The sequence below is a fragment of the Pseudomonas sp. JUb52 genome (genome assembly GCF_004341115.1).
Taxonomy (GTDB): domain Bacteria; phylum Pseudomonadota; class Gammaproteobacteria; order Pseudomonadales; family Pseudomonadaceae; genus Chryseomonas; species Chryseomonas oryzihabitans.
The window spans coordinates 100,216-120,752 of record NZ_SLYS01000001.1 but is presented as its reverse complement, the minus strand read 5'-3'; the positions used below and the strand labels follow the sequence as shown (position 1 = coordinate 120,752).

At 65.9% G+C, this 20,537-nt stretch carries 16 protein-coding genes; 5 read left to right on the top strand and 11 right to left on the bottom strand.

Annotation, left to right across the window (positions count from 1 at the left end; translation table 11 throughout):
* The first annotated feature begins 9 nt into the window (after positions 1 to 9).
* A complete protein-coding gene (locus EC839_RS00560) occupies positions 10 to 678 on the top strand; it encodes a glutathione S-transferase family protein (protein ID WP_132831770.1) in 669 nt (222 codons plus the stop codon).
* A 1,044-nt stretch (positions 679 to 1,722) separates the two neighbouring features.
* Here the strand turns inward: EC839_RS00560 and EC839_RS00555 are convergent.
* Positions 1,723 to 2,154: a DUF4174 domain-containing protein gene (locus EC839_RS00555; protein WP_132831769.1), complete on the bottom strand. Its 432-nt coding sequence runs from the start codon at positions 2,152 to 2,154 to the stop codon at positions 1,723 to 1,725.
* A gap of 363 nt (positions 2,155 to 2,517) precedes the next feature.
* Between EC839_RS00555 and leuA the strand changes: the two genes are divergently transcribed.
* The 3 genes from leuA (at position 2,518) to EC839_RS00540 (ending at position 8,643) form a co-directional block, all read left to right on the top strand.
* Positions 2,518 to 4,188, top strand: a complete 1,671-nt coding sequence (leuA, locus tag EC839_RS00550) for a 2-isopropylmalate synthase (RefSeq protein ID WP_132831768.1) — start codon at positions 2,518 to 2,520, stop codon at positions 4,186 to 4,188.
* A 140-nt stretch (positions 4,189 to 4,328) separates the two neighbouring features.
* A complete protein-coding gene (locus EC839_RS00545) occupies positions 4,329 to 7,640 on the top strand; it encodes an EAL domain-containing protein (RefSeq protein WP_132831767.1) in 3,312 nt (1,103 codons plus the stop codon).
* Between the two features lie 52 nt (positions 7,641 to 7,692).
* Positions 7,693 to 8,643, top strand: coding sequence for an aldo/keto reductase (locus EC839_RS00540; protein ID WP_132831766.1), 951 nt, complete (start codon positions 7,693 to 7,695; stop codon positions 8,641 to 8,643).
* Between the two features lie 293 nt (positions 8,644 to 8,936).
* On the opposite strand, the gene EC839_RS00535 is transcribed toward EC839_RS00540, so the two are convergent.
* Positions 8,937 to 9,398, bottom strand: a complete 462-nt coding sequence (locus tag EC839_RS00535; RefSeq protein WP_007162437.1) for an Lrp/AsnC family transcriptional regulator — start codon at positions 9,396 to 9,398, stop codon at positions 8,937 to 8,939.
* 131 nt (positions 9,399 to 9,529) lie between these two features.
* Between EC839_RS00535 and EC839_RS00530 the strand changes: the two genes are divergently transcribed.
* A complete protein-coding gene (locus EC839_RS00530) occupies positions 9,530 to 10,678 on the top strand; it encodes an aminotransferase class V-fold PLP-dependent enzyme (RefSeq protein WP_132831765.1) in 1,149 nt (382 codons plus the stop codon).
* On the opposite strand, the gene EC839_RS00525 is transcribed toward EC839_RS00530, so the two are convergent.
* The 9 genes from EC839_RS00525 to pilW form a co-directional block, all read right to left on the bottom strand.
* Positions 10,679 to 11,470, bottom strand: coding sequence for an amidohydrolase (locus tag EC839_RS00525; protein WP_132831764.1), 792 nt, complete (start codon positions 11,468 to 11,470; stop codon positions 10,679 to 10,681).
* On the bottom strand, positions 11,458 to 12,606 hold the full coding sequence (locus EC839_RS00520) for a pyridoxal phosphate-dependent aminotransferase (RefSeq protein WP_132831763.1): 1,149 nt from the start codon (positions 12,604 to 12,606) through the stop codon (positions 11,458 to 11,460). The genes EC839_RS00525 and EC839_RS00520 overlap by 13 nt, the downstream gene beginning before the upstream one ends.
* A gap of 360 nt (positions 12,607 to 12,966) precedes the next feature.
* Positions 12,967 to 14,454 (bottom strand): ribosome biogenesis GTPase Der, encoded by a 1,488-nt coding sequence (gene der, locus EC839_RS00515; protein WP_132831762.1) that lies wholly within the window; start codon positions 14,452 to 14,454, stop codon positions 12,967 to 12,969.
* Between the two features lie 78 nt (positions 14,455 to 14,532).
* On the bottom strand, positions 14,533 to 15,675 hold the full coding sequence (gene bamB / locus EC839_RS00510) for an outer membrane protein assembly factor BamB (protein WP_132831761.1): 1,143 nt from the start codon (positions 15,673 to 15,675) through the stop codon (positions 14,533 to 14,535).
* Positions 15,675 to 16,316, bottom strand: coding sequence for a tetratricopeptide repeat protein (locus tag EC839_RS00505; RefSeq protein WP_132831760.1), 642 nt, complete (start codon positions 16,314 to 16,316; stop codon positions 15,675 to 15,677). Before EC839_RS00505 ends, bamB begins: the two co-directional genes overlap by 1 nt.
* 11 nt (positions 16,317 to 16,327) lie before the next feature.
* A complete protein-coding gene (hisS, locus tag EC839_RS00500; protein ID WP_007162430.1) occupies positions 16,328 to 17,635 on the bottom strand; it encodes a histidine--tRNA ligase in 1,308 nt (435 codons plus the stop codon).
* Between the two features lie 24 nt (positions 17,636 to 17,659).
* Entirely contained in the window at positions 17,660 to 18,772 is a 1,113-nt protein-coding gene (ispG, locus tag EC839_RS00495) for a flavodoxin-dependent (E)-4-hydroxy-3-methylbut-2-enyl-diphosphate synthase (RefSeq protein ID WP_058759998.1), read from the bottom strand.
* Between the two features lie 27 nt (positions 18,773 to 18,799).
* A complete protein-coding gene (locus EC839_RS00490) occupies positions 18,800 to 19,765 on the bottom strand; it encodes a helix-turn-helix domain-containing protein (protein ID WP_132831759.1) in 966 nt (321 codons plus the stop codon).
* Positions 19,762 to 20,532, bottom strand: a complete 771-nt coding sequence (pilW, locus tag EC839_RS00485; RefSeq protein ID WP_132831758.1) for a type IV pilus biogenesis/stability protein PilW — start codon at positions 20,530 to 20,532, stop codon at positions 19,762 to 19,764. The genes EC839_RS00490 and pilW overlap by 4 nt, the downstream gene beginning before the upstream one ends.
* Positions 20,533 to 20,537 lie beyond the last annotated feature (5 nt).

Genomic DNA, 20,537 nt, shown 5'->3' with positions numbered 1-20,537 from the left:
GGAAAGACCATGATCGTCGTCCACCACCTGAACAACTCCCGCTCCCAGCGGGTGCTCTGGCTGCTCGAAGAGCTCGGTATCGAGTATCGGGTGCAACGCTACGAGCGAGCGGAGGGCGGGCTGTTCGCCCCGCCGGAGTTGCGCAAGGTGCATCCGCTGGGCAAGTCGCCGGTGATCGTCGACGGCGACCTGACCCTGGCCGAGTCCGGCGCCATCGTCGACTACCTGGCGCGGCGCTATGGCCCCCAGTTGCTGCCCGCCCAGGACAGCCCCGAGTTCGTGCGCTACACCTACTGGCTGCACTATGCCGAAGGCTCGGCCATGACGCCGCTGCTGCTCAAGCTGGTGCTCGATCGCATCGCCACCTCGCCCATGCCCTTCTTCGCCCGACCCATCGCCAAGGGCATTGCCGCCAAGGCCACGGCGAGCTTCATCCAGCCCCAACTCGACCTGCATCTGGACTACCTGGAAAGCCAGCTGGGCGCCAGCGGCTGGTTCGTCGGTGATAGTTTCACCGCCGCCGACATCCAGCTCAGCTTCCCCCTGGAAGCCGCCGCCAGCCGCGCCGGCCTGGACAATGGCAAGCGCCCCAAGCTGGTGGACTTCCTCAAGCGCATCCATGCCCGCCCGGCTTATCAGCGGGCGCTGGAGCAGGGCGGGCCCTACGTCTACGCCTGAGGGCTGGGCTCGTTGGGCTTCACTGAACGCTCGACCCAACCTACGGTGCCTGCGCACCCTCTCCTCTCGGGGAGACGGCTGGCGTGAGGGAAAACTCCAGCCCCGTAGCGTGGAAAACCGCGCCAGCGTTTTCCACTGACGGCACGGCACCTTACCCGCGCGGACAAGGCTGCGCCGTTGTCCACCCTACGCAACGTCCGGCTGCCTCGACAGCCCTCCTCTCCCCTGGGAGAGGGCTGGGGGTGAGAGAAAACTCCAGCCCCGTAGCGTGGAAAACCGCGCCAGCGTTTTCCACTAATGGCACGGCACCTTACCCGCGTGGACAAGGCTGCGCCATTGTCCACCCTACGCAACGTCCTGCTGCCTCGACAGGCTCCCTCTCCCCCTGGGCGAGGGCTGGAGTGAGGGAAAGCCCCCAAGCCTCCGTAGCGTGGAAAACCGCGCCAGCGTTTTCCATTGACGGCACGGCACCTTACCCGCGCGGACAAGGCTGCGCCGTTGTCCACCCTACGCAACGTCCGGGTGGCTTCGAAAAACTCCCTGTCCACATGGGAGAAGGCTGAGGTGAGCAAGTCCTCGTAGCGTGGAAAACCGCGCCAGCGTTTTCCACTGACGGCACGGAACCTTACCCGCGCGGACAAGGCCGTGCCGTTGTCCACCCTACGCAACGTCCGGCTGCCTCGACAGGCGCCCTCTCCCCTGGGAGAGGGCTGGGGTGAGGGAAAGCCCCCAAGCCCCCGTAGCGTGGAAAACCGCGCCAGCGTTTTCCACTGACGGCATGGCACCTTACCCGCGTGGACAAGGCTGTGCCGTTGTCCACCCTACGCAACGTCCGGGTGGCTTCGAAATACTCCCTATCCACCTGGGAGAAGGCTGGGGTGAGCAAGTCCTCGTAGCGTGGAAAACCGCGCCAGCGTTTTCCACTGACGGCACGGCACCTTACCCGCGTGGACAAAGCTGTGCCGTTGTCCACCCTACGCAACGTCCGGCTGCCTCGACAGGCTTCCTCTCCCCCTGGGAGAGCACCGGGTGGGGGCACCATGACTACCGCCGCATCGGCATCCGGTCGATGGTGCCGAACAGCGCCTTGAGCGACCAGTCCTGCTGCTCACTCACCTTGACCCCGCCGTCCTTGCCCACCAGATAGAGCGTGGCCGGCTGGCCAGCGCGAGCGTCCAGTGCCTTGAGCAGTGCCCGGGTCCGCTCCGGTCCCAGCGGCTCGTCGTTGCGGCTGCCGGCGTCACCCACCACCGTATAGAGCACCATCTCCCGTTCGACGAAGGCTTCGCGATTGGCCGGCTGCGCCAGTTCTTCGCGTAGCTTCGCGACCTGGGGATCTTTCGCCGTCGGCGCCACCAGGATCAGCGGTCGCGTCTTCCAGCGCTCCGCTTCCAAGGGGTTGTCGGCGGCCTGCGCCGCCGATGCCAAGCCAGCGATCAGGGTGGTCGCCAGGCCTACCAGCGCGAGAGTCTTCATGGACGCCTTCCTTCCGTTCGGTTGCCAGGAATGGTCCAGCATTGACCCCAGCCCGGCGCCAGGGATCGCCGTGGCGATCTCGGGTTACACAAGAACCACCAACCTGCTTATTCAGAAATCACCACTATCCATCCTTATCCCGCAATAAATCCTCACCACAACGAACGAAGCGAACATTCCTGCCAATTTCAAAAAGAACATTGCGAGAGCTGCCCTGGGCGGACTAACGTAAGCGCCATGCACAACGCCCATACCCTCATCCTCCTCCGGCAGCACCGCTGCCTGCGACTGGTCAGTCCACGACTGCAGAGCTCGACCGCGCTCGCTTCGTAAGTCCCGACCACGCCCAAGGAAAGAATCGCCATGACCATGCTCAAAGATCCCTCGCAGAAGTACCGCCCCTTCACGCCCGTCGCCCTGCCCGACCGCACCTGGCCGGACAAGGTCATCGACAAGGCGCCGATCTGGCTGTCCACCGACCTGCGCGACGGCAACCAGTCGCTGATCGAGCCGATGGATGCCGAGAAGAAGATGGCCTTCTTCAAGTGCCTGGTCGCCGTGGGCCTGAAGGAGATCGAGGTGGGCTTCCCCTCCGCCTCCCAGACCGATTTCGACTTTGTCCGCGAGCTGATCGAGGGTGGCCACATCCCCGACGACGTCACCATCCAGGTGCTGACCCAGGCCCGTGACGACCTCATCGAGCGCACCTTCGAATCGCTCAAGGGCGCCAAGCGCGCCATCGTCCACTACTACAACGCCTGCGCGCCGAGCTTTCGCCGCATCGTCTTCGGCCAGGACAAGGCCGGCGTCAAGGCCATCGCCGTGGCCGCCGGCCAGACCATCGTGCGCCTGGCCGCCGAGCGTCCGGAGACCCAGTGGGGCTTCGAGTATTCCCCCGAGGTGTTCAGCTCCACCGAGACCGACTTCGCCGTCGAGGTGTGCAACGCGGTGATCGCGGTGTTCGCGCCGACCCCGGCCAACAAGCTGATCCTCAACCTGCCGGCCACCATCGAGTGCGCCACGCCCAACAACTACGCCGACCAGATCGAGTGGTTCGGTCGTCACATCGACCGCCGCGACAGCGTGCTGATCAGCGTCCACACCCATAACGACCGCGGCACCGGCGTGGCCGCCTCCGAACTGGCGGTGATGGCCGGCGCCGATCGCGTCGAAGGCTGCCTGTTCGGCAATGGCGAGCGCACCGGCAACGTCTGCCTGGTGACCCTGGCGCTCAACCTCTACACCCAGGGTGTCGATCCCGAGCTGGACTTCTCCGACATCGACGCCGTGCGCAAGACCGTCGAGGAATGCAACCAGCTGCCGGTGCACCCGCGCCATCCCTATGTCGGCGATCTGGTCCACACCGCCTTCTCCGGCTCCCACCAGGACGCCATCCGCAAGGGCTTCGCCCAGCAGAAGCCGGATGCGCTGTGGGAGGTCCCCTACCTGCCCATCGACCCGGCCGACATCGGTCGCGACTACGAGGCGGTCATCCGTGTCAACAGCCAGTCGGGCAAGGGCGGCATCGCCTTCCTGCTGGAACAGGAATACGGCATCAGCCTGCCGCGCCGCATGCAGATCGAATTCAGCCAGGTGGTGCAGCGCGAGACCGATCGCCTGGGCCTGGAGATGACCGCGGCCCAGATCCACGCCCTGCTCGAACAGGAATACCTGCAGGCCAAGAGCCCCTACGCCCTGGTCAGCCACAGGCTGCGCGAGGAGGACGGTACCTCCACCGTCGACATCAAGGTCGCCGTCGAGGGTCGCACCGAGACCTGGCACGGCACCGCCAAGGGTCCGCTGGAAGCCCTGGTCGCCAGCCTGCCCCAGGCGGTGGAGATCATGGACTACCACGAGCACTCCATCGGCGCTGGCGCCAACGCCAAGGCCGCCTCCTACATCGAGGTCCGCCTGGAGGGCCAGCGCCCGCTGCACGGCATCGGCATCGACGAGAACATCACCACCGCCAGCTTCCGCGCCCTGCTCAGCGCCCTGAATCGCGCGGTGACCCAGGCCCAGGCCAAGGCCGCCTGACACTGACATTCGTCAACTCCAAGGGAATACCCACCGGTATTCCCTTTTTTTATGGCGAACCAGCAGAGATACTCCTCGCTTCCTCGGGATCGTCTCGCCTGCCCGGCACCGGCCGGCCGAGCAGCTTGTCTGGATAGGCAATGACCTTCACTCTGTCGCGAAACACCTCACTGCTGCGTGACGCCACCGCGCTATCACTGCTGTTCCTGATCAGTTCGGTCCTGTGCATCCTCTTCACCCGCCAGGCGTCCTCCACCGTAGCCACCCTCTGGCTGCCCAATGGACTGGCTATTGCCTGGTTACTGCGCTCGGCACCGCGCCGCTGGCCGCTGCAGCTGCTGGCGATCTGGCTGGCAGGCACCCTGGCCGAGCTGCCCTTCAGTAGGGACCCGGCCATCGGCGCGCTCTATTCCCTACCCAATCTGGTCGAGATCCTGTTCGGCGCCTGGTTGCTGCACGACCGCATCCTCCATCCCGAACGCAATGTCGCGGCCATGGGACGACTGCTGTTGTACGGGGTGCTGGTGACCCCCCTGGCCGGTGCCGCCCTGGGCACGCTGATCGCCGCCCAGCAGGGCAACCCGGAATTGCTGCGGGTCGCCCTGCACTGGTACCTCGGCGACGCCCTCGGCCTGCTGGTGGTGATGCCCCTCGCCTTCCTCCGCCGCCCGCTGCAATGGCAGCAATTCAGCCGCCGGGGGGCCCGCGAATTCATCATCCTACTGCTGATCAGCCCCTTGCTGGTGCTCGGGCTGCTGGCTTTCGTGCCCTATCCCTTCGTCTACGTCTCCACCCTGCTGCTGCTGATGACCCTGAGGCTCACCGCCCTGGGTACCGCGGTGGTGGGCGGCATGAACATCCTGATCTTCACCTACCTGGTGGCCCATGGTTATCTGCTTGGCGTCCGCGGCTCCTCCCTGATGGAGGAGGCCCTGACCTACATTCCCGTGGCCCTGATGCAGATACCACCGCTGTTGCTGGCCGCCGCCGTGCAGCAGAGCCGCCATCACAACCAGCGCCTGGCGCGCAACGAGGCGCGCTTCCACCACGCCCTGAGCGCCGCGCCCTATGGCATGGCGCTGCTGTCGGTGGAGGGCCGCCTGAGCCAGGTGAACACGGCCCTGGAGACCATGCTCGGCTATCCGCGCCACAGCCTCGACGGCCGGTTGCTCAAGGAGTTGATCGCCGATGCCGAAGAACCCCTGACGATCGAAGAAGGCGAGCAGACCCGGCGTCTGCTGCACCGCGATGGCCAGGGATTGTGGATGCAACTGGCGCTGTCGCCCGACCATGACGACGGTGACCTGCTCACCGGCTATCTGCTGCAGGTCCGCGACATCGACGCCCAGCGCCGTGCCGAGGCGACCAACGCCCGGCTGCGCGAGCGGCTGCAACTGGCCATCCGTGCCAGCAACGTGGGCATCTGGGAGTGGGATACCCGCAGTCCGGGCTTCAATGCCGATGCGCGGCTGCGCGATCTCTATGGCATCGCCCCCGATAACCTCAGTCGGGACATGGACTTCTGGCTCACCTTCATCCACCCGGACGACAAGGCGCGTTCGCTGGAGGTGTTCGACAAGGTCGCCAGCGAGTCGATGTTCTACACCTTCAACTTCCGCATCAATCGCGGCGGCCCTGGCGGCGAGGTGCGGCATATCCGCTCCGAACTGATCTCGGTGGTCGAGGCGGACGGCCATGTGCGCCTGGTCGGTAGCAACAGCGACGTCACCGAGCACCATCAACTGACCACGGCGCTCTACGAGGAAAAGGAACGGCTGCAGGTCACCCTGGCCTCGATCGCCGACGCCGTGCTGACCACCGACATGGATGGGCGCATCCTCTTTCTCAATCCGGTCGCCGAACAGCTCACCGGCTGGTCGCTGGCGGACGCCCAGGGGCGCCCCCACGAAGAGGTGTTCCTCATTCACGACAGCCAGAGCGACGAGGTGCTGCCCAGTCCGGTGACCCGCTGCCTGCGCGAGCAGACCATCACCTCCCTGGACGAGGGCGCGGTATTGCTCAGCCGCCAGGGTGAAAGGCACGAGGTGCAGGATTCGGCCGCGCCGGTGCGCACGGTGGATGGCCGCATCATCGGCGCGGTGCTGGTGTTCCAGAATGTCACCCATGCCCGCAACCTGCAGCGCGAGCTGAGCTACAACGCCTCCCACGACGCCCTCACCGGCCTCTACAACCGCCTGAAGTTCGAGCAGGAGCTGGACGCCGCCTGGCAACAGGCGCAGACCGGCACCACCCAGCACGCGCTGTGCTTCATCGACCTGGACCGCTTCAAGGTGGTCAACGATTCCGCCGGCCATGCCGCCGGCGATCTGCTGCTGCGCGAACTGGGCACCCTGCTGCGCGACTCCCTGCGCGGCTCCGACGCCGTGGCGCGTATCGGGGGTGACGAATTCGCCCTGCTACTTCGCGACTGCGATCTGGTGCAGGCCGAGGCCGTCGCCGAAAAGCTCATCGCCAGCATTGGCGCCGTGCGCTTCAACTGGCAGAGCCGGATCTACGACGTCGGTGCCAGCGCCGGCATCGTCGCCATCACCGCCGAGACCCGCAGTCCGGCGGAATTGATGAGCCAGGCGGACGTGGCCTGCTACACCGCCAAGCACGCCGGGCGCAATCGCGCGGCGCTCTATCGCGCCGGTAGCGAGGACGTGGAGCGCCAGCACCGCGAGATCCTCATGGCCAGCGGCCTGCGCGAAGCCCTGGAGCAGCACCGCTTCGAATTGCACGCCCAGACCATCGTCCCCACCCGTGCCAAGGGCAGCGCCGCCCGGCATGTCGAGTTGCTGCTGCGCCTGCGCGATGTCCAGGGCCAGCTGATCTCGCCGGCCACCTTCATCCCGGCCGCCGAACGCTTCGGTCTGATGAGCAGCATCGACCGTTGGGTGGTGCGTCAGGTGCTGGTGGAGCTGGTGCCCTGGCTGCAGGAACGACCCGAGTTGCACGTGGGCATCAACCTCTCGGGCAACAGCCTGAGCGATCCCGACTTCCTGCCCGAATTGCTGGAGCTGATCGCCGCCTCGCCGCTGGATCCGCAGCGCCTGCTCTTCGAGCTGACCGAGACCGCGGTGATCAACAAGCTCTCGGTGGCCTCAGCGCTCATCAGCCAGGTCCGCGAACGCGGCTGCCGCATCGCCCTGGACGACTTCGGCGCCGGCCTCAGCTCCTTCGCCTACCTCAAGCACTTCCGCGTCGACTACGTGAAGATCGACGGCAGCTTCATCCGTACCCTCGACCAGGACCCGCTGGATCGCGCCATCGTCGAGTCCATCAACCAGGTCGCCCATCACCTCGGCGCCGAGACCATCGCCGAATTCGTCGAATCCCAGGCCACCTTCGAATTGCTCGGCACCATCGGCGTGGACTACGCCCAGGGCTATGCCCTCGGCAAACCCCTGCCCCTGCGGGAGTGGCCGGCGCCGGCGCGCCTCGAACCTTGAGCCGCGGCCATCGGTCGTAACCTGCATGACTTCCCAACCCGATGAGGATCCCATGCAAACTCGTACCCTTGGCCATTCAGACCTCCAGGTACCGCCGCTCTGCTTTGGTGGCAACGTCTTCGGCTGGACCCTGGACGAAGCCCAGTCCTTTCGCATGCTGGACGCCCTGCTCGAAGCGGGCCTGAATTTCATCGACACCGCCGACGTCTATTCGCGCTGGGCGCCCGGCAACCGCGGCGGCGAATCCGAGACCGTGCTGGGCAAGTGGTTCGCCCGCAGCGGCAAGCGCGACCAGGTGATCCTGGCCACCAAGCTGGGCATGGACATGGGCGAGGGTCGCAAGGGCCTCAGGGCCAGCTATGTGCAGCAGGCGGTGGAGGCCTCGCTCAAGCGCCTGCAGACCGATCGCATCGACCTCTACCAGGCGCACTGCGACGACGAGGACACCCCGCTGGAGGAAACCCTGGACGCCTTCGCCCGGCTGGTGGAACAGGGCAAGGTGCGGGTGATCGGCGCCTCCAATTACGGCGGCCAGCGCCTGCGCGAAGCGGCCCAGGTCGCCGAGCGCCTGGGCGTGCCGGCCTACCAGAGCCTGCAGCCCCACTACAACCTGCACGCGCGCCAGGACTACGAGTCCGAGCTGGAACCCGTGGTCAAGGAACTCGGCCTGGGCGTGATCAGCTATTTCTCCCTGGCCAGCGGTTTCCTGACGGGCAAGTACCGCACCAAAGACGATCTGCAGGGTTCGCGCGCGGAGATGGTCAAGCGTTACCTGGACGAGCGCGGCATGGCCATCCTGGCCGGCCTCGACGAGATCGCCGAAAAGCACGACGCCACCCCGGCCCAGGTCGCCCTGGCCTGGCTGATCGCCCGCCCCAGCATCACCGCGCCCATCGCCAGCGCCACCTCCCAGACCCAGCTCGACGACCTGGTGGCCGCCACCCGGCTGCAGCTACCGGCCGATGACATCACCCTGCTGGATCAGGTCAGCGCCTACCACTAAGGCATCGCGGCCATGGGCCACTCCTACGGAACAGTCCACCTCCGCAGGAGCGGCCCATGGCCGCGATCTCGCGTCGGCGAATGCACAAGCGGAAGAAGCTGCGCCGTCATCCTCGCTACGCATCGGCTACCTCCGTAGCCGCTGGTAATCTACCTGGCCGCCGAAACCAAACGCCCACTAGGACAATCCCCTCTCCCTTTTTGGAGAGGGTTGGGATGAGGGAGATACCAGGCAACTGATATCGAGAGTCGTAAAGGCTGCGCCGTTTTCCACGCTACGGTCTTCATCAGCTCCTACCGCACATAATCCAGCGGCAAGGCGGTGCTGTACTTGATCTGCTCCATGGCGAAACTGGAGCTGACGTCCAGCAACCCCGGTACCTGGATCAGTCGTTTGTAGACGCCGTCGTAGGCGGCGATGTCGGGCACCACGATGCGCATCAGATAATCGGTATCCCCGGCCATGCGATAGAGCTCGACCACCTCCGGAATGGCCGCCACCGCCTCATGGAAGCGCTGCAGCCAGTCCATGGCGTGCTGATTGGTGCGCACCGAAACGAAGACCGTCACCCCCACGTTGAGCTCGCGGGGATCGAGCAGCGCCACCCGGGCACGGATGACGCCCTGCTCCTCCAGCTTCTGGATACGCCGCCAACAGGCCGTGGTACCCAGCCCGATACGTTCGGCGATATCGGCCACCGGTCGGGTGCTGTCCTGCTGTAAGATCTCGAGAATGGCGCGGTCGAAGCGATCCATGAAATCAATTTCTCTACAAAGGATATTCGAGCGAATTTTATTCCGCCAGAAAGTCCGATTAGCGATAAAAAAGCAAATTTCTTCACGAGCGGGAGCGTTAGCCTAGCTCCATTCAAACGCTCGAGGCCGCCATGGACGCTCAACCCCTGTATTTCGATTACGCCGCCACCACCCCTGTCGACGATGTCGTCATCGAAGCCATGCTGGCCTGCCTGGGGCGCCAGGGCGTCTTCGGCAATCCTGCCTCTCGCGGCCATGCCTTCGGCAACGACGCCCAACGCGCCGTGGATACCGCGCGCCAGCAGGTGGCCGACCTGGTTGGCGCCCGGCCCGAGCAGCTGATCTGGACCTCCGGCGCCACCGAATCCAACAACCTCGCGCTGCTCGGCGTGGCCCGGCGTCGCGGGCGCGGCCATCTGATCACCAGTTGCCTGGAACACCGGGCGGTACTGGATACCGCCGCCCAGCTGGAAACCGAGGGCTTCACCGTCACCTACCTGGCGCCGGACGCGGCAGGCCTCATCACCCCCGACGCCGTCGCGCAGGCCTGGCGAGAGGATACCTGCCTGGTCTCGCTGATGCGGGTGAACAACGAGTTGGGCACTCTGACCGACATCGACGCCATCGGCCGACTGGTCCGTGCCCGGGACGCCCTCTTCCACGTGGACGCCGCCCAGGCCACCGGCAAGGTCGCCATCGACTTGGCCAGCCTGGACGTCGATCTGATGTCCTTTTCCGCGCACAAGACCTATGGGCCCAAGGGCATCGGCGCCCTCTATGTCGGTCCGCGCGCCGAGGGCGCCCTGCAGGCGCAGATCCACGGCGGCGGCCATGAGCGCGGGCTGCGCTCGGGGACCTTGGCCACCCACCAGATCGTCGGCATGGGGACTGCCTTCGCCCTCGCCGGACAGGCCATGGCGCGGGAGCACGAGCGTCTCGGCCAGTTGCGCGAGCGGTTCCTGGCCGGGGTCCAGGGCCTGAACGGCATGCAGCTCAATGGCTGCGCCCGGCAGCGCATTCCCCATACCCTGAATCTGACCTTCGCCACGCCGCTGGCCACCACGGCGCTGCAGCGGCAGCTGGCTTTCTCGACCACCTCGGCCTGCAGTTCGGCCAAGGCGGCGCCCTCCCATGTACTCCTAGGCCTCGGCCTCACCGCCGAACAGGCGGCGCGCAGCTACAGATTCAGCCTGGGTCGCTACACCACCGCGGCGGACGTGGACCAGGCCATTGCCCTGATCCACCAGCATGCCGCCCAGCCTGCGCCCTTTTGGGCCTGATCAGTCCAGGTGGAAGGCATCGGCATCGCGCTGCGCCGGAAAGCGCTCGCGATAGGCCGTGAGCGCTGCGGCCGACAGCGTCGTGTGGAAGATGCCGGCCTTGGCGCCGGCTTCGATCAGGGGCTCGCCCTGGAAGTCCAGCACCTGGCTGTCACCGGCATAGGGATGACCGTTGCCATCGCTGCCGATGCGATTCACTGCGGCGACATAGCAGAGATTCTCGATGGCCCGCGCCGGTAGCAGGCGATTCCAGTGACCGCGCCGCGGCGCCGGCCAATTGGCCACATAGAGCAGCAGATCGGTGTCGTCCCGGGCGCGACTCCAGACCGGGAATCTCAGGTCGTAGCAGATCAGCGGGCGGATCCGCCAACCCTTGAGCGTCACCCGCTGCCGCTCCGCGCCGGGCGCATAATGCTCGTGCTCGCCCGCCATGCGAAACAGATGGCGCTTGTCGTAGTGCTGCAACTCGCCATCCGGTGTCGCCCACAGCAGGCGATTGCGGTGCTGTCCAGCCGCGTCCCGCACGATCAGGCTGCCGGTGACCACTGCGCCGAGCCGCTGCGCCTGTTCTCTCATCCAGGCCGCCGTCGGACCCTCCGCAGGCTCGGCGAGCGTCGCCGAGTCCATGGAAAAGCCAGTGGTGAACATCTCCGGCAGGATGACCAGGTCGGTCTCGCCAACCGTCATCAGCAGACGCTCGAAATGGGCGCGGTTGGCGGCCGGGTCGTGCCAGACCAATTCGCTCTGTACCAGCGCCAGGCGCAGGTCCTGGGTGGGGGTCAGATCGCGCATAGCCGCTCCGCTGCCTGACGCAGGGTGGCCTCGCGCTTGGCGAAGCAGAAGCGCACCAGCCGTAGGTCCGCAGGTGGCGTCCGGTAGAACACCGACAGCGGGATGGCGGCGACGCCATGCTCGCGGGTCAGCCATTCGGCCATGGCCACGTCGTCCAGATCGGGGCGGATGGCGGAATAATCGACCACCTGAAAATAGGTGCCGGCGGCGCGCTGGAAGCTGAAGCGCGATTGGCCCAGCAGATCGCAGAAGAGATCGCGCTTGGTCTGGTAGAAGGCCGGCAGCTCGCTGAGGTGTTCGGGATGGGCGGCCATGAAGTCGGCCAGGGCTGCCTGGATCGGCGTCACTCCGCAGAAGCTCACGTACTGGTGCACCTTGCGCAATTCCGCCGACAGCGCCGGTGGCGCCACCACATAGCCGGTCTTCCAGCCGGTGACGTGATAGGTCTTGCCAAAGGAGCTGACCACGAAGGCGCGGGCATAGAGTTCGTCGTGGGCGATGACGCTGGCATGGCGCTCGCCGTCGTAGACCAGGTGCTCATAGACCTCGTCGCTGACCAGATAGAGATCGCGCCCGCGGATCAGCGCGGCCAGGCGGTCCAGCTCGGCGGCGCTGACCAGGGCGCCACTGGGGTTGTGCGGGGTATTGAGCACGATGGCACGGGTGCGCGGACTCAGGGCCGCCTCCAGCGCCGTCCAGTCGATGCCGAAGCCCGGCAGCGCCAGGGGCACGTGCACGCAGCGCCCGCCAGCCAGTTGCACCGAGGGCTCGTAGCTGTCGTAGCAGGGATCGAAGACGATCACCTCGTCACCCGGCCGCACCAGCGTCTGGAGCGCGCAGAACAGACCCTGGGTGGCGCCGGGCACGATGGTGACCTCGGCCTCGGCATCCACCGCTCGGCCATAGAAGGCGGCGACCTTGGCCGCCACCTGCTGGCGCAGCGCCGGCAGCCCGGTCATGGGCGCGTATTGGTTATGCCCGGCCGCGACATGGCGACCGACCGCCGCGAGCAGCTCGGCCGGGCCGTCGAAATCGGGAAAGCCCTGGGACAGATTCAGCGCGCCGGTCTGGGCGGCGAGCTGGGACATGCGGGTAAAGATGGTGACGGCGAGGTCGGGAAGCTTGCTCTGGATCATCGCGCGGGCACAGGTCTGGTTGAAAAGACCAGCAGCCTGCGATCTTTTCACCGCCAGGGCAAGGGAGGGGGTTTGGAAAAGGGAGCGGTTCGGTCCACGCGCCCAGCTAGACGCTCGATCCAAGCCGATCGCGGCCATGGGCCACTCCTACAAAAGCTCGAATCCTGCAGGAGCGGCCCATGGCCGCGATCAACAGAACCTCAGCGTTCCGCAAGAGTCGGCCCGCATGGCCTTTAAGGCTGATTACGTAGCGTGGAAAACGGCGCAGCCTTTTCCACTGGAGAGGATGCTGCAAAGGAATTCTTCCCAAAGAAAAGGGGGCTCTCCTGAGCCCCCTTCCCTGCGCAACGTCCTGCCGGTCTACCGGCGCTTGTCCTTGCGCTTCTTCTCGGCCTTCTTGTGGTGGCTCATCAACCGGCGCTTCTTGTTGACCTGGCGCTCGGTGAGGGTGTTCTTCTTGCCCTCGAAGGGGTTCTCGCCACCGCGGTATTCGATGCGGATCGGCGTACCCACCAGTTTGAGCACCCGGCGATAGGTCTTTTCCAGGTAGCGGGTATAGGACTTGGGCACCGCTTCCGTCTGGTTGCCGTGGATGACGATCAGCGGCGGATTGGCGCCGCCCAGGTGGGCATAGCGCAGCTTGATGCGGCGCCCGCTGACCATCGGCGGCTGGTGCTCCTGCACCGCGTCCTCGAGGATCTGGGTCAGGCGGCTGGTGGGCCAGCGGGTAGTGGCCGAGGCGAAGGACTGCTGCACCGACTTGTACAGATGGCCCACGCCGGTGCCATGCAGCGCCGAGATGAAGTGGATGTCGGCGAAGTCGACGAACAGCAGCCGGCGTTCCAGTTCGGTCTTGACGTAATCGCGCTCGCCGGACTCCATGCCGTCCCATTTGTTGAGGGCGATCACCAGGGCGCGACCGGTCTCCAGCACGAAGCCGAGCAGGTTGAGGTCGTGCTCGACCACGCCCTCGCGAGCGTCCATGACGAAGATCACCACGTTGGCGTCCTGGATCGCCTGCAGCGTCTTGACCACCGAGAACTTCTCGACCGCCTCGAAGACCTTGCCGCGACGCCGCACGCCGGCGGTGTCGATCAGGGTGTAGCGTTCTTCGTTGCGCTCGAAGGGGATGTAGATGCTGTCGCGCGTGGTGCCGGCCTGGTCATAGACGATCACCCGCTCTTCGCCGAGCATGCGGTTGACCAGAGTCGACTTGCCAACGTTGGGTCGACCGATCACGGCGATCTTGATGCCGGTGGTCTCGTCGATGCCCTGCACGCGCCGGAAGACGTCACCGCCCTCTTCCGCGGCCGCCCGCACCTGCTCCTCGGAGAGCTCTTCGACCTCGACCTCGTCCTTGGGGAAGATGCCCAGGGCGGCTTCCAGCAGGTTGTTCACGCCGCGCCCATGGGCCGCCGCGATGGGATAGGCATCGCCGATGGCCAGCGGGCTGAATTCCGCCCGGGCGATCTCGGGATCGACGGTGTCGACCTTGTTGGCCACCAGGAAGGTGCGCTTGTTCCTCTTGCGCAGGTGCTCGGCGATCATCTGATCGGCGACGGTCATGCCATCGCGAGAGTCCACTAGGAACAGCACCGCATCGGATTCTTCGATGGCCTGCAGCGACTGCTCGGCCATCTTCAGGTCGATGCCTTCCTCGTCACCGGAGATACCGCCGGTGTCGACCACGATATAGGTGCGCCCCTGCCACTTGGCTTCGCCGTACTTGCGATCGCGGGTCAGGCCGGCGAAGTCGGCGACGATGGCGTCCCGGGTCTTGGTCAGGCGGTTGAAAAGCGTGGATTTGCCGACGTTCGGCCGCCCCACCAGGGCAATTACGGGAACCATGCGGCTCTCCCAGAGCAGAAAACACGATGGCCGCTACCGAACTTCACGGTAGCGGCCATCGGTTGAGGATAAGAGTTTCTAGCGCAGACGATAGGCGACGAGTTTACCGCCATTGCCGTAAACGTAGAGCATGTCGCCGACGACCAGTGGCCGTACCCGGACGCCGTCACCGTCGACCTTGGTGCGACCGACGAAACGTCCATCGACCTGGCTCAGCAGGTGGATGTAGCCGGCGTAGTCGCCCACCACCACGTTGCTCGACCAGACCACCGGCCCGGTGAGCTGGCGACGGGCCAGATCGGCGTTGGTCCAGAGCGCGGAGGTCGAGGATTCCTCGACGGCTTCCACGGTGCCGTTGTCCAGGCTCAGGTAGACGTTGCCGAAGCCTTCGGCCACGCCGTCGTAGCTGGAGGCGTCACGCTGCCAGAGGATCTGGCCGTTGGCCGGATTGAGCGCGACCACGCGGCCGTTGTAGCTGACCACATAGAGGGTATCGCCCGACAGCGACAGGCCGCCGTCCACGTCCACGATGCGCTCCAGCTCGGAGCGACCCTTGGGCACGGCGACCTGCTGTTCCCACAGCGGCAGGCCACGCTGCACGTCCAGGGCGACCACCTTGCCGCTGGCGAAACCGGCCATCACCACCTGGTTGGTGACCAGGGGGGCACCGGTGCCCCTCAGACTCAGCACCGGCTGGGTGTCTTCGTAGATCCAGCGACGGGTACCACTGCCCAGCTCGAAGGCCTGCAGCTTGTCGTCCTGGGACTGCACCACCACCACGTCATTGTTGACGACCGGAGCGGACAGCACCTCGCTGGAGGCCTGGGCACGCCACTTCTCGTCGCCACTGCCGGCGTCGAGGGCGATCACCTGGCCACGCAGGGTACCGACCAGCACCAGACCGGAACCGACCCCGACGCCGCCGGAGACCGGCAGGTCCAGGTCCTTCTTCCACAGCACCTGACCGGTTTCGCGATTCATCGCCATGACCCGGCCATCGGCATCGGCGGCAAAGATCGTCTGGCCGTCCACGGCCGGTACCAGGCGGTTGTATTCCTTGCCCTGGCCGTCGCCCACCGAGCGACTCCAGACTTCATCCAGCCGGACCTCGGCCTTGATGTCCTTCAGCTCGGCCGGCGGCAGTTCCTTCTTGCCGGTGCTGCTGCACCCGACGACCGCAAGGGCGAGACCCAGTACCGCGATAGGCTTCCAGCGCAACATCAGGCGTCTCCTTTGGCGAGATCATCGAGTTTCATCTGCAGCACGCCTTCGGCTGCATCGTTGGGCAGCGCGGCGCGGGCTTTTTCGTAGGCGGCGCGGGCCTCGGTCGGCTTCTTCAGCGCCACCAGCAGGTCGCCACGCAATTCTTCGCGGTTGGCGACATAGGCCTTTGGCGCCTCGCCATCCAGCAGTTTGAGGCCCTCTTCGGCCTTGCCCTCGGCCGCCAGCACCCGGGCCAGACGCTGACGCGCCAGCTCGCCGAGTTCGGCATCGTGGGGCTTTTCCACCACGGCCTTGAGTTCGGCGGCGGCGTCATCCAGGCGATTGTTCTCCACCGCCACCTTGGCGACGAAGAGACTGCCGTACTGGGCGTAGGCGGTGCCGGAATAATCCTGCTTGAGCTTGCCGTAGGTATCGGTCACCCGTGCGGTGTCGACCTTGCCACCGGGCGCCAGCGCGGCTTCCACCAGTTGCTGATAGAGCACCGAGGCGCCTTGCGCCTGGTTGTTCTGATAGCGCTGCCAGCCCTGCCAGCCGAGTACCGCCACCAGGGCGATGACGCCACCGGCCACCAGCGGCTTGCCGTTACGCTGCCACCAGGCCTTGGCGACCACCAGATTGTCGTCGTCGATGGAACTCAAATCCGTTCTCCTCAATTCCCGCGACCGGAACCGGCCGGGGGCAAAATCTCGTCCAGACGAGCGGCCAGGGCCGCGAAATCGACCTTTTCCTGGGGCGCCTCGCCACGCAGCGGCTTGAGCGCCACCTGTTGTGCGGCCAGTTCGTCCTCACCCAGGATCATCGCCCAGAGCGCGCCGCTCTTGTCGGCCTTCTTGAACTGGCTCTTGAAGCTGCCGGCGCCGGCGTTGACCAGCAGACGCAGGTCGGGACGGGCATCTCGCAGCTGCTCGGCCAGCTTGAGACCGGCCAGTTCGGCCGCCTCGCCAAAGGCGCAGAGATAGAGATCGGCGGGGCGCTGCAGGTCACCGGGCAGGCACTCCAGGGTTTCCAGCAGCAGTACCAGGCGCTCGACGCCCATGGCGAAGCCGACACCCGGGGTGGGCTTGCCGCCGAACTGGGTGATCAGGCCATCGTAGCGGCCACCGGCGCAGACGGTGCCCTGGGCGCCCAGCTTGTCGGTGACCCACTCGAATACGGTCCGGCCGTAGTAGTCCAGGCCACGCACCAGCTTGGGATTGATCTGGTAGCGAATGCCGGCGGCGTCCAGGCGGGCCTTGAGGCCATCGAAGTGGGCGCGGGATTCGTCGTCCAGGTAGTCCGCCAGGGTCGGGGCGTCCTGCAGCAGCGCCTGGGTCTGGGCGTTCTTGCTGTCGAGGATGCGCAGCGGATTGGTGGTCAGGCGGCGCTGGCTGTCTTCATCGAGTTGCTCGAAGCGTTCCTGCAGATAGGCCACCAGGGCTTCGCGATAGCGCGCGCGATCGGCGCTGGAACCCAGGCTGTTGAGCTGCAGGGTGACGGCGTCGGTCAGGCCCAGGCGCTGCCAGAGGCGCGCGGTGAGCACGATCAGTTCGGCGTCGATGTCCGGACCGGGCAGGTTGAAGACCTCCACGCCGATCTGGTGGAACTGGCGATAGCGGCCCTTCTGCGGCTTCTCGTAGCGGAACATCGGGCCGGCGTACCAGAGCTTCTGCACCTGGCCACCGCCGGTCATGCCGTGTTCGAGCACGGCCCGCACGCAACCCGCGGTGCCTTCCGGCCTCAGGGTCAGGGACTCTTCGTTGCGGTCGAGGAAGGTGTACATCTCCTTGTCCACCACGTCGGTGCCCTCGCCGATGCCGCGGGCGAAGAGTTCGGTGAACTCCATGATGGGCAGACGGATCTCGTGGTAGCCATAGCCGTCGAGCAGCGTTGCGAAGGTACGTTCCAGGTAGCGCCAGGCCGGGGTCTGCTCCGGCAGGATATCGTTCATGCCACGGATGGCTTGCAGAGACTTGCTCACGAAAGGGCCTTATTCCTTGATCTTTCAGCTGCGCGCGATGAGCGCGGCATCCGCTTCGGCCTTTTCGGCCGCCTTGCGGCGGATGAGCCCTTCCAGCTCGTCCACCAGATTGTCGTTGTTCAGCTTGGAGGCCGGCTTGCCGTCGATGTACACCAGGTTGTTGGGCGTACCCCCGGTCAGGCCGACATGGGCCTCCTTGGCTTCACCGGGGCCGTTGACCACGCAACCGATCACCGCGACGTCCAGGGGCACCAGCAGGTCCTCCAGGCGCCCTTCCAGTTCGTTCATGGTCTTGACCACATCGAAGTTCTGCCGCGAGCAGCTCGGGCAGGCGATGAAGTTGATGCCGCGGGATCTCAGGCGCAGCGACTTGAGGATGTCGAAACCGACCTTGATCTCCTCGACCGGATCGGCCGCGAGCGAAATGCGGATGGTGTCGCCGATGCCTTCGGCCAAGAGCATGCCCAGACCCACGGCGGATTTCACCGTGCCCGAGCGCAGACCGCCGGCTTCGGTGATGCCCAGGTGCAGCGGCTGCTCGATGCGGGTGGCCAGCTGGCGATAGGCGGCCACGGCCATGAAGACGTCACTGGCCTTCACGCTGACCTTGAAGTCCGGATAGTCCAGCTTCTCCAGATGATCGACGTGGCGCATGGCCGATTCCACCAGGGCTTCCGGGGTGGGCTCGCCGTATTTCTTCTGCAGGTCCTTTTCCAGCGAACCGGCGTTGACGCCGATGCGGATCGGGATGCCGCGCTCGCGGGCCGCGTCGACCACCGCCTTGACCCGGTCTTCGCGACCGATGTTGCCGGGGTTGATGCGCAGGCAATCCACGCCCAGCTCGGCCACGCGCAGGGCGATCTTGTAGTCGAAGTGGATGTCGGCCACCAGCGGCAGGCTGACGCGCTGCTTGATGCGACCGAAGGCTTCGGCGGCGTCCATGTCGGGCACCGAGACCCGCACGATGTCGGCACCGGCGTCCTGCAGGCGCTGGATCTGCGCCACGGTGGCGTCGACGTCGCAGGTTTCGGTGTTGGTCATGCTCTGCACGGCAATGGGGGCATCGCCGCCGACCGGCACCGAGCCGACCCAGATCTTGCGGGACAACCGACGTTTGATGGGCGATTCGCTATGCATGCTGGTTTCCCATGGGGTCGCCGGACGTCATTGTCCGGCCTGACCGAGTTTGATGCGGGCGGTCTCGCCCTTGGTGTAAGGCGCGAGGTCGACGACCTGGCCGTTGTAGGTGATCTGGGCACCGCGGGCGAAGCCGAGACGGATGTTCACCGGCGCCTTGATCGAGGCGTATTCGAGGCTTTCGCCACCTTTCTTCACGCCACTGAAGAGGATCTTGCCGCTACCGTCGCTGACCTGCGTCCAGCAACTGGCGGTGAAGCGGATGTTCAGGCTGTCGCTGCCGGCGACGGGAGCCGCGGCAGGCGCGGCCGGGGTCGCGGCGGCGGGTGCCGTGGGCGCTGGCGCAGTCGAACCCGTTACCGGGACCGGGGCGGGCGCGGCGGTGGGGGCGGTCATGGCGGCAACGGCATTGGCATCCGGCGTCGGCGTACCCACCGGGGACGGCAGGGTGGCGGCCGGCTGCTGGGCCGTGACCGGGGGCTGTTCTTCCGGCTCGTCGATGGGATGGATCTCGGTCTTGCCGTCGGCACCCTCGACCTCGACATGCTCCATGCTCACGGCACTGGCGCTGGAGGCCTGGCGACTGCGCTCCTGCCACCAGAACAGGCCCATGGCGATGATCAGCACCACCAGGATGAAACTCACGAATCTCAGGACATTGCGCGACAGCCGTACCGGCTCGTCGAGGCGACCCAGGCTGTGCACGGTGCTGCCCTTGGCATCGGTGCCGGTGTAGCCGTCGAAGGTCCGCACCAGTTCGACCTGGTCCAGGCCGAGCAGCTTGCCATAGGCCTTGGTATAGCCGCGGGCAAAGGTGTGCCCGGGCATCTGCTGATAGTTGCCGGACTCGAGCTGCTCGATGATGCGCTCGCTGAGGTTGAGATTCTGGGCGACCTGGGCCTGGCTCCAGCCGAGTTCCAGACGCTTCTGACGCAAGATCTCACCGGGATTGCCCCGTCCGGCGTGTACCGCTTCGGATTGCACTGCGGTCATTTCTGCTCCGACTGAAGTTGACGATATTCAGGTGAGTTCGGGTAGAGGCGCTTCAGCTGCAGGGCATAGCTCGCGGCGGTGTTGCGATCGTTGAACACCTCGGCGAGGCGGATCCCGAGCAACAGGCTGCGGGCATCCTGGGGACTGAGCTGGCTGAAGGCCTGGTAATAGCTCCGGGACGGCACGTAGTCGCGCGTCTGGTAGGCCAGTTGAGCCAATTCGAACAGGGCCCTGGGCTGATTGCGATCCAGCCGCAGGGATTTTTCCAGATTTTCCTTGCCCAAGTCGACCTGATTGAGTCGCAGGGCGGTCAGGCCGAGATTCTCGAACACCCGCGCGCGCTCGGGATACAGGGTGTCTTCGGTCGCCTGAGTGAAACGTTCGTAGGCATCCTTGTAGCGCCCCTGCTCATACAGGAAGCTGCCATAGTTGTTGAGGATGCGGGCATCGCGGGGCCGCTCGCGCAGGGCCAGGCGATATTCCTGATCGGCCAGCTGGGTCTCGCCCTGGGCCTGGAACACCAGCCCGAGGGCGGCATGGGCGTCGGCGCTGGACGAATCCAGCTCCAGGGCCTTCTTCAGCGGTACCTTGGCCTGCTCGGTGTTGCCCTGCTGGACATAGCCGAGGCCGAGCTGGATGTAGGCATCACGGGCCTGCATCCGCCCCTGGCGGGTATCCATGGGGTTGCGGTCACCCTCGGTCACGCAGCCGGCGAGACCGCCGACCACCAGGGCGAGCGCGACAGCCGCAAAGCGCGTGATCGCCATGGTCG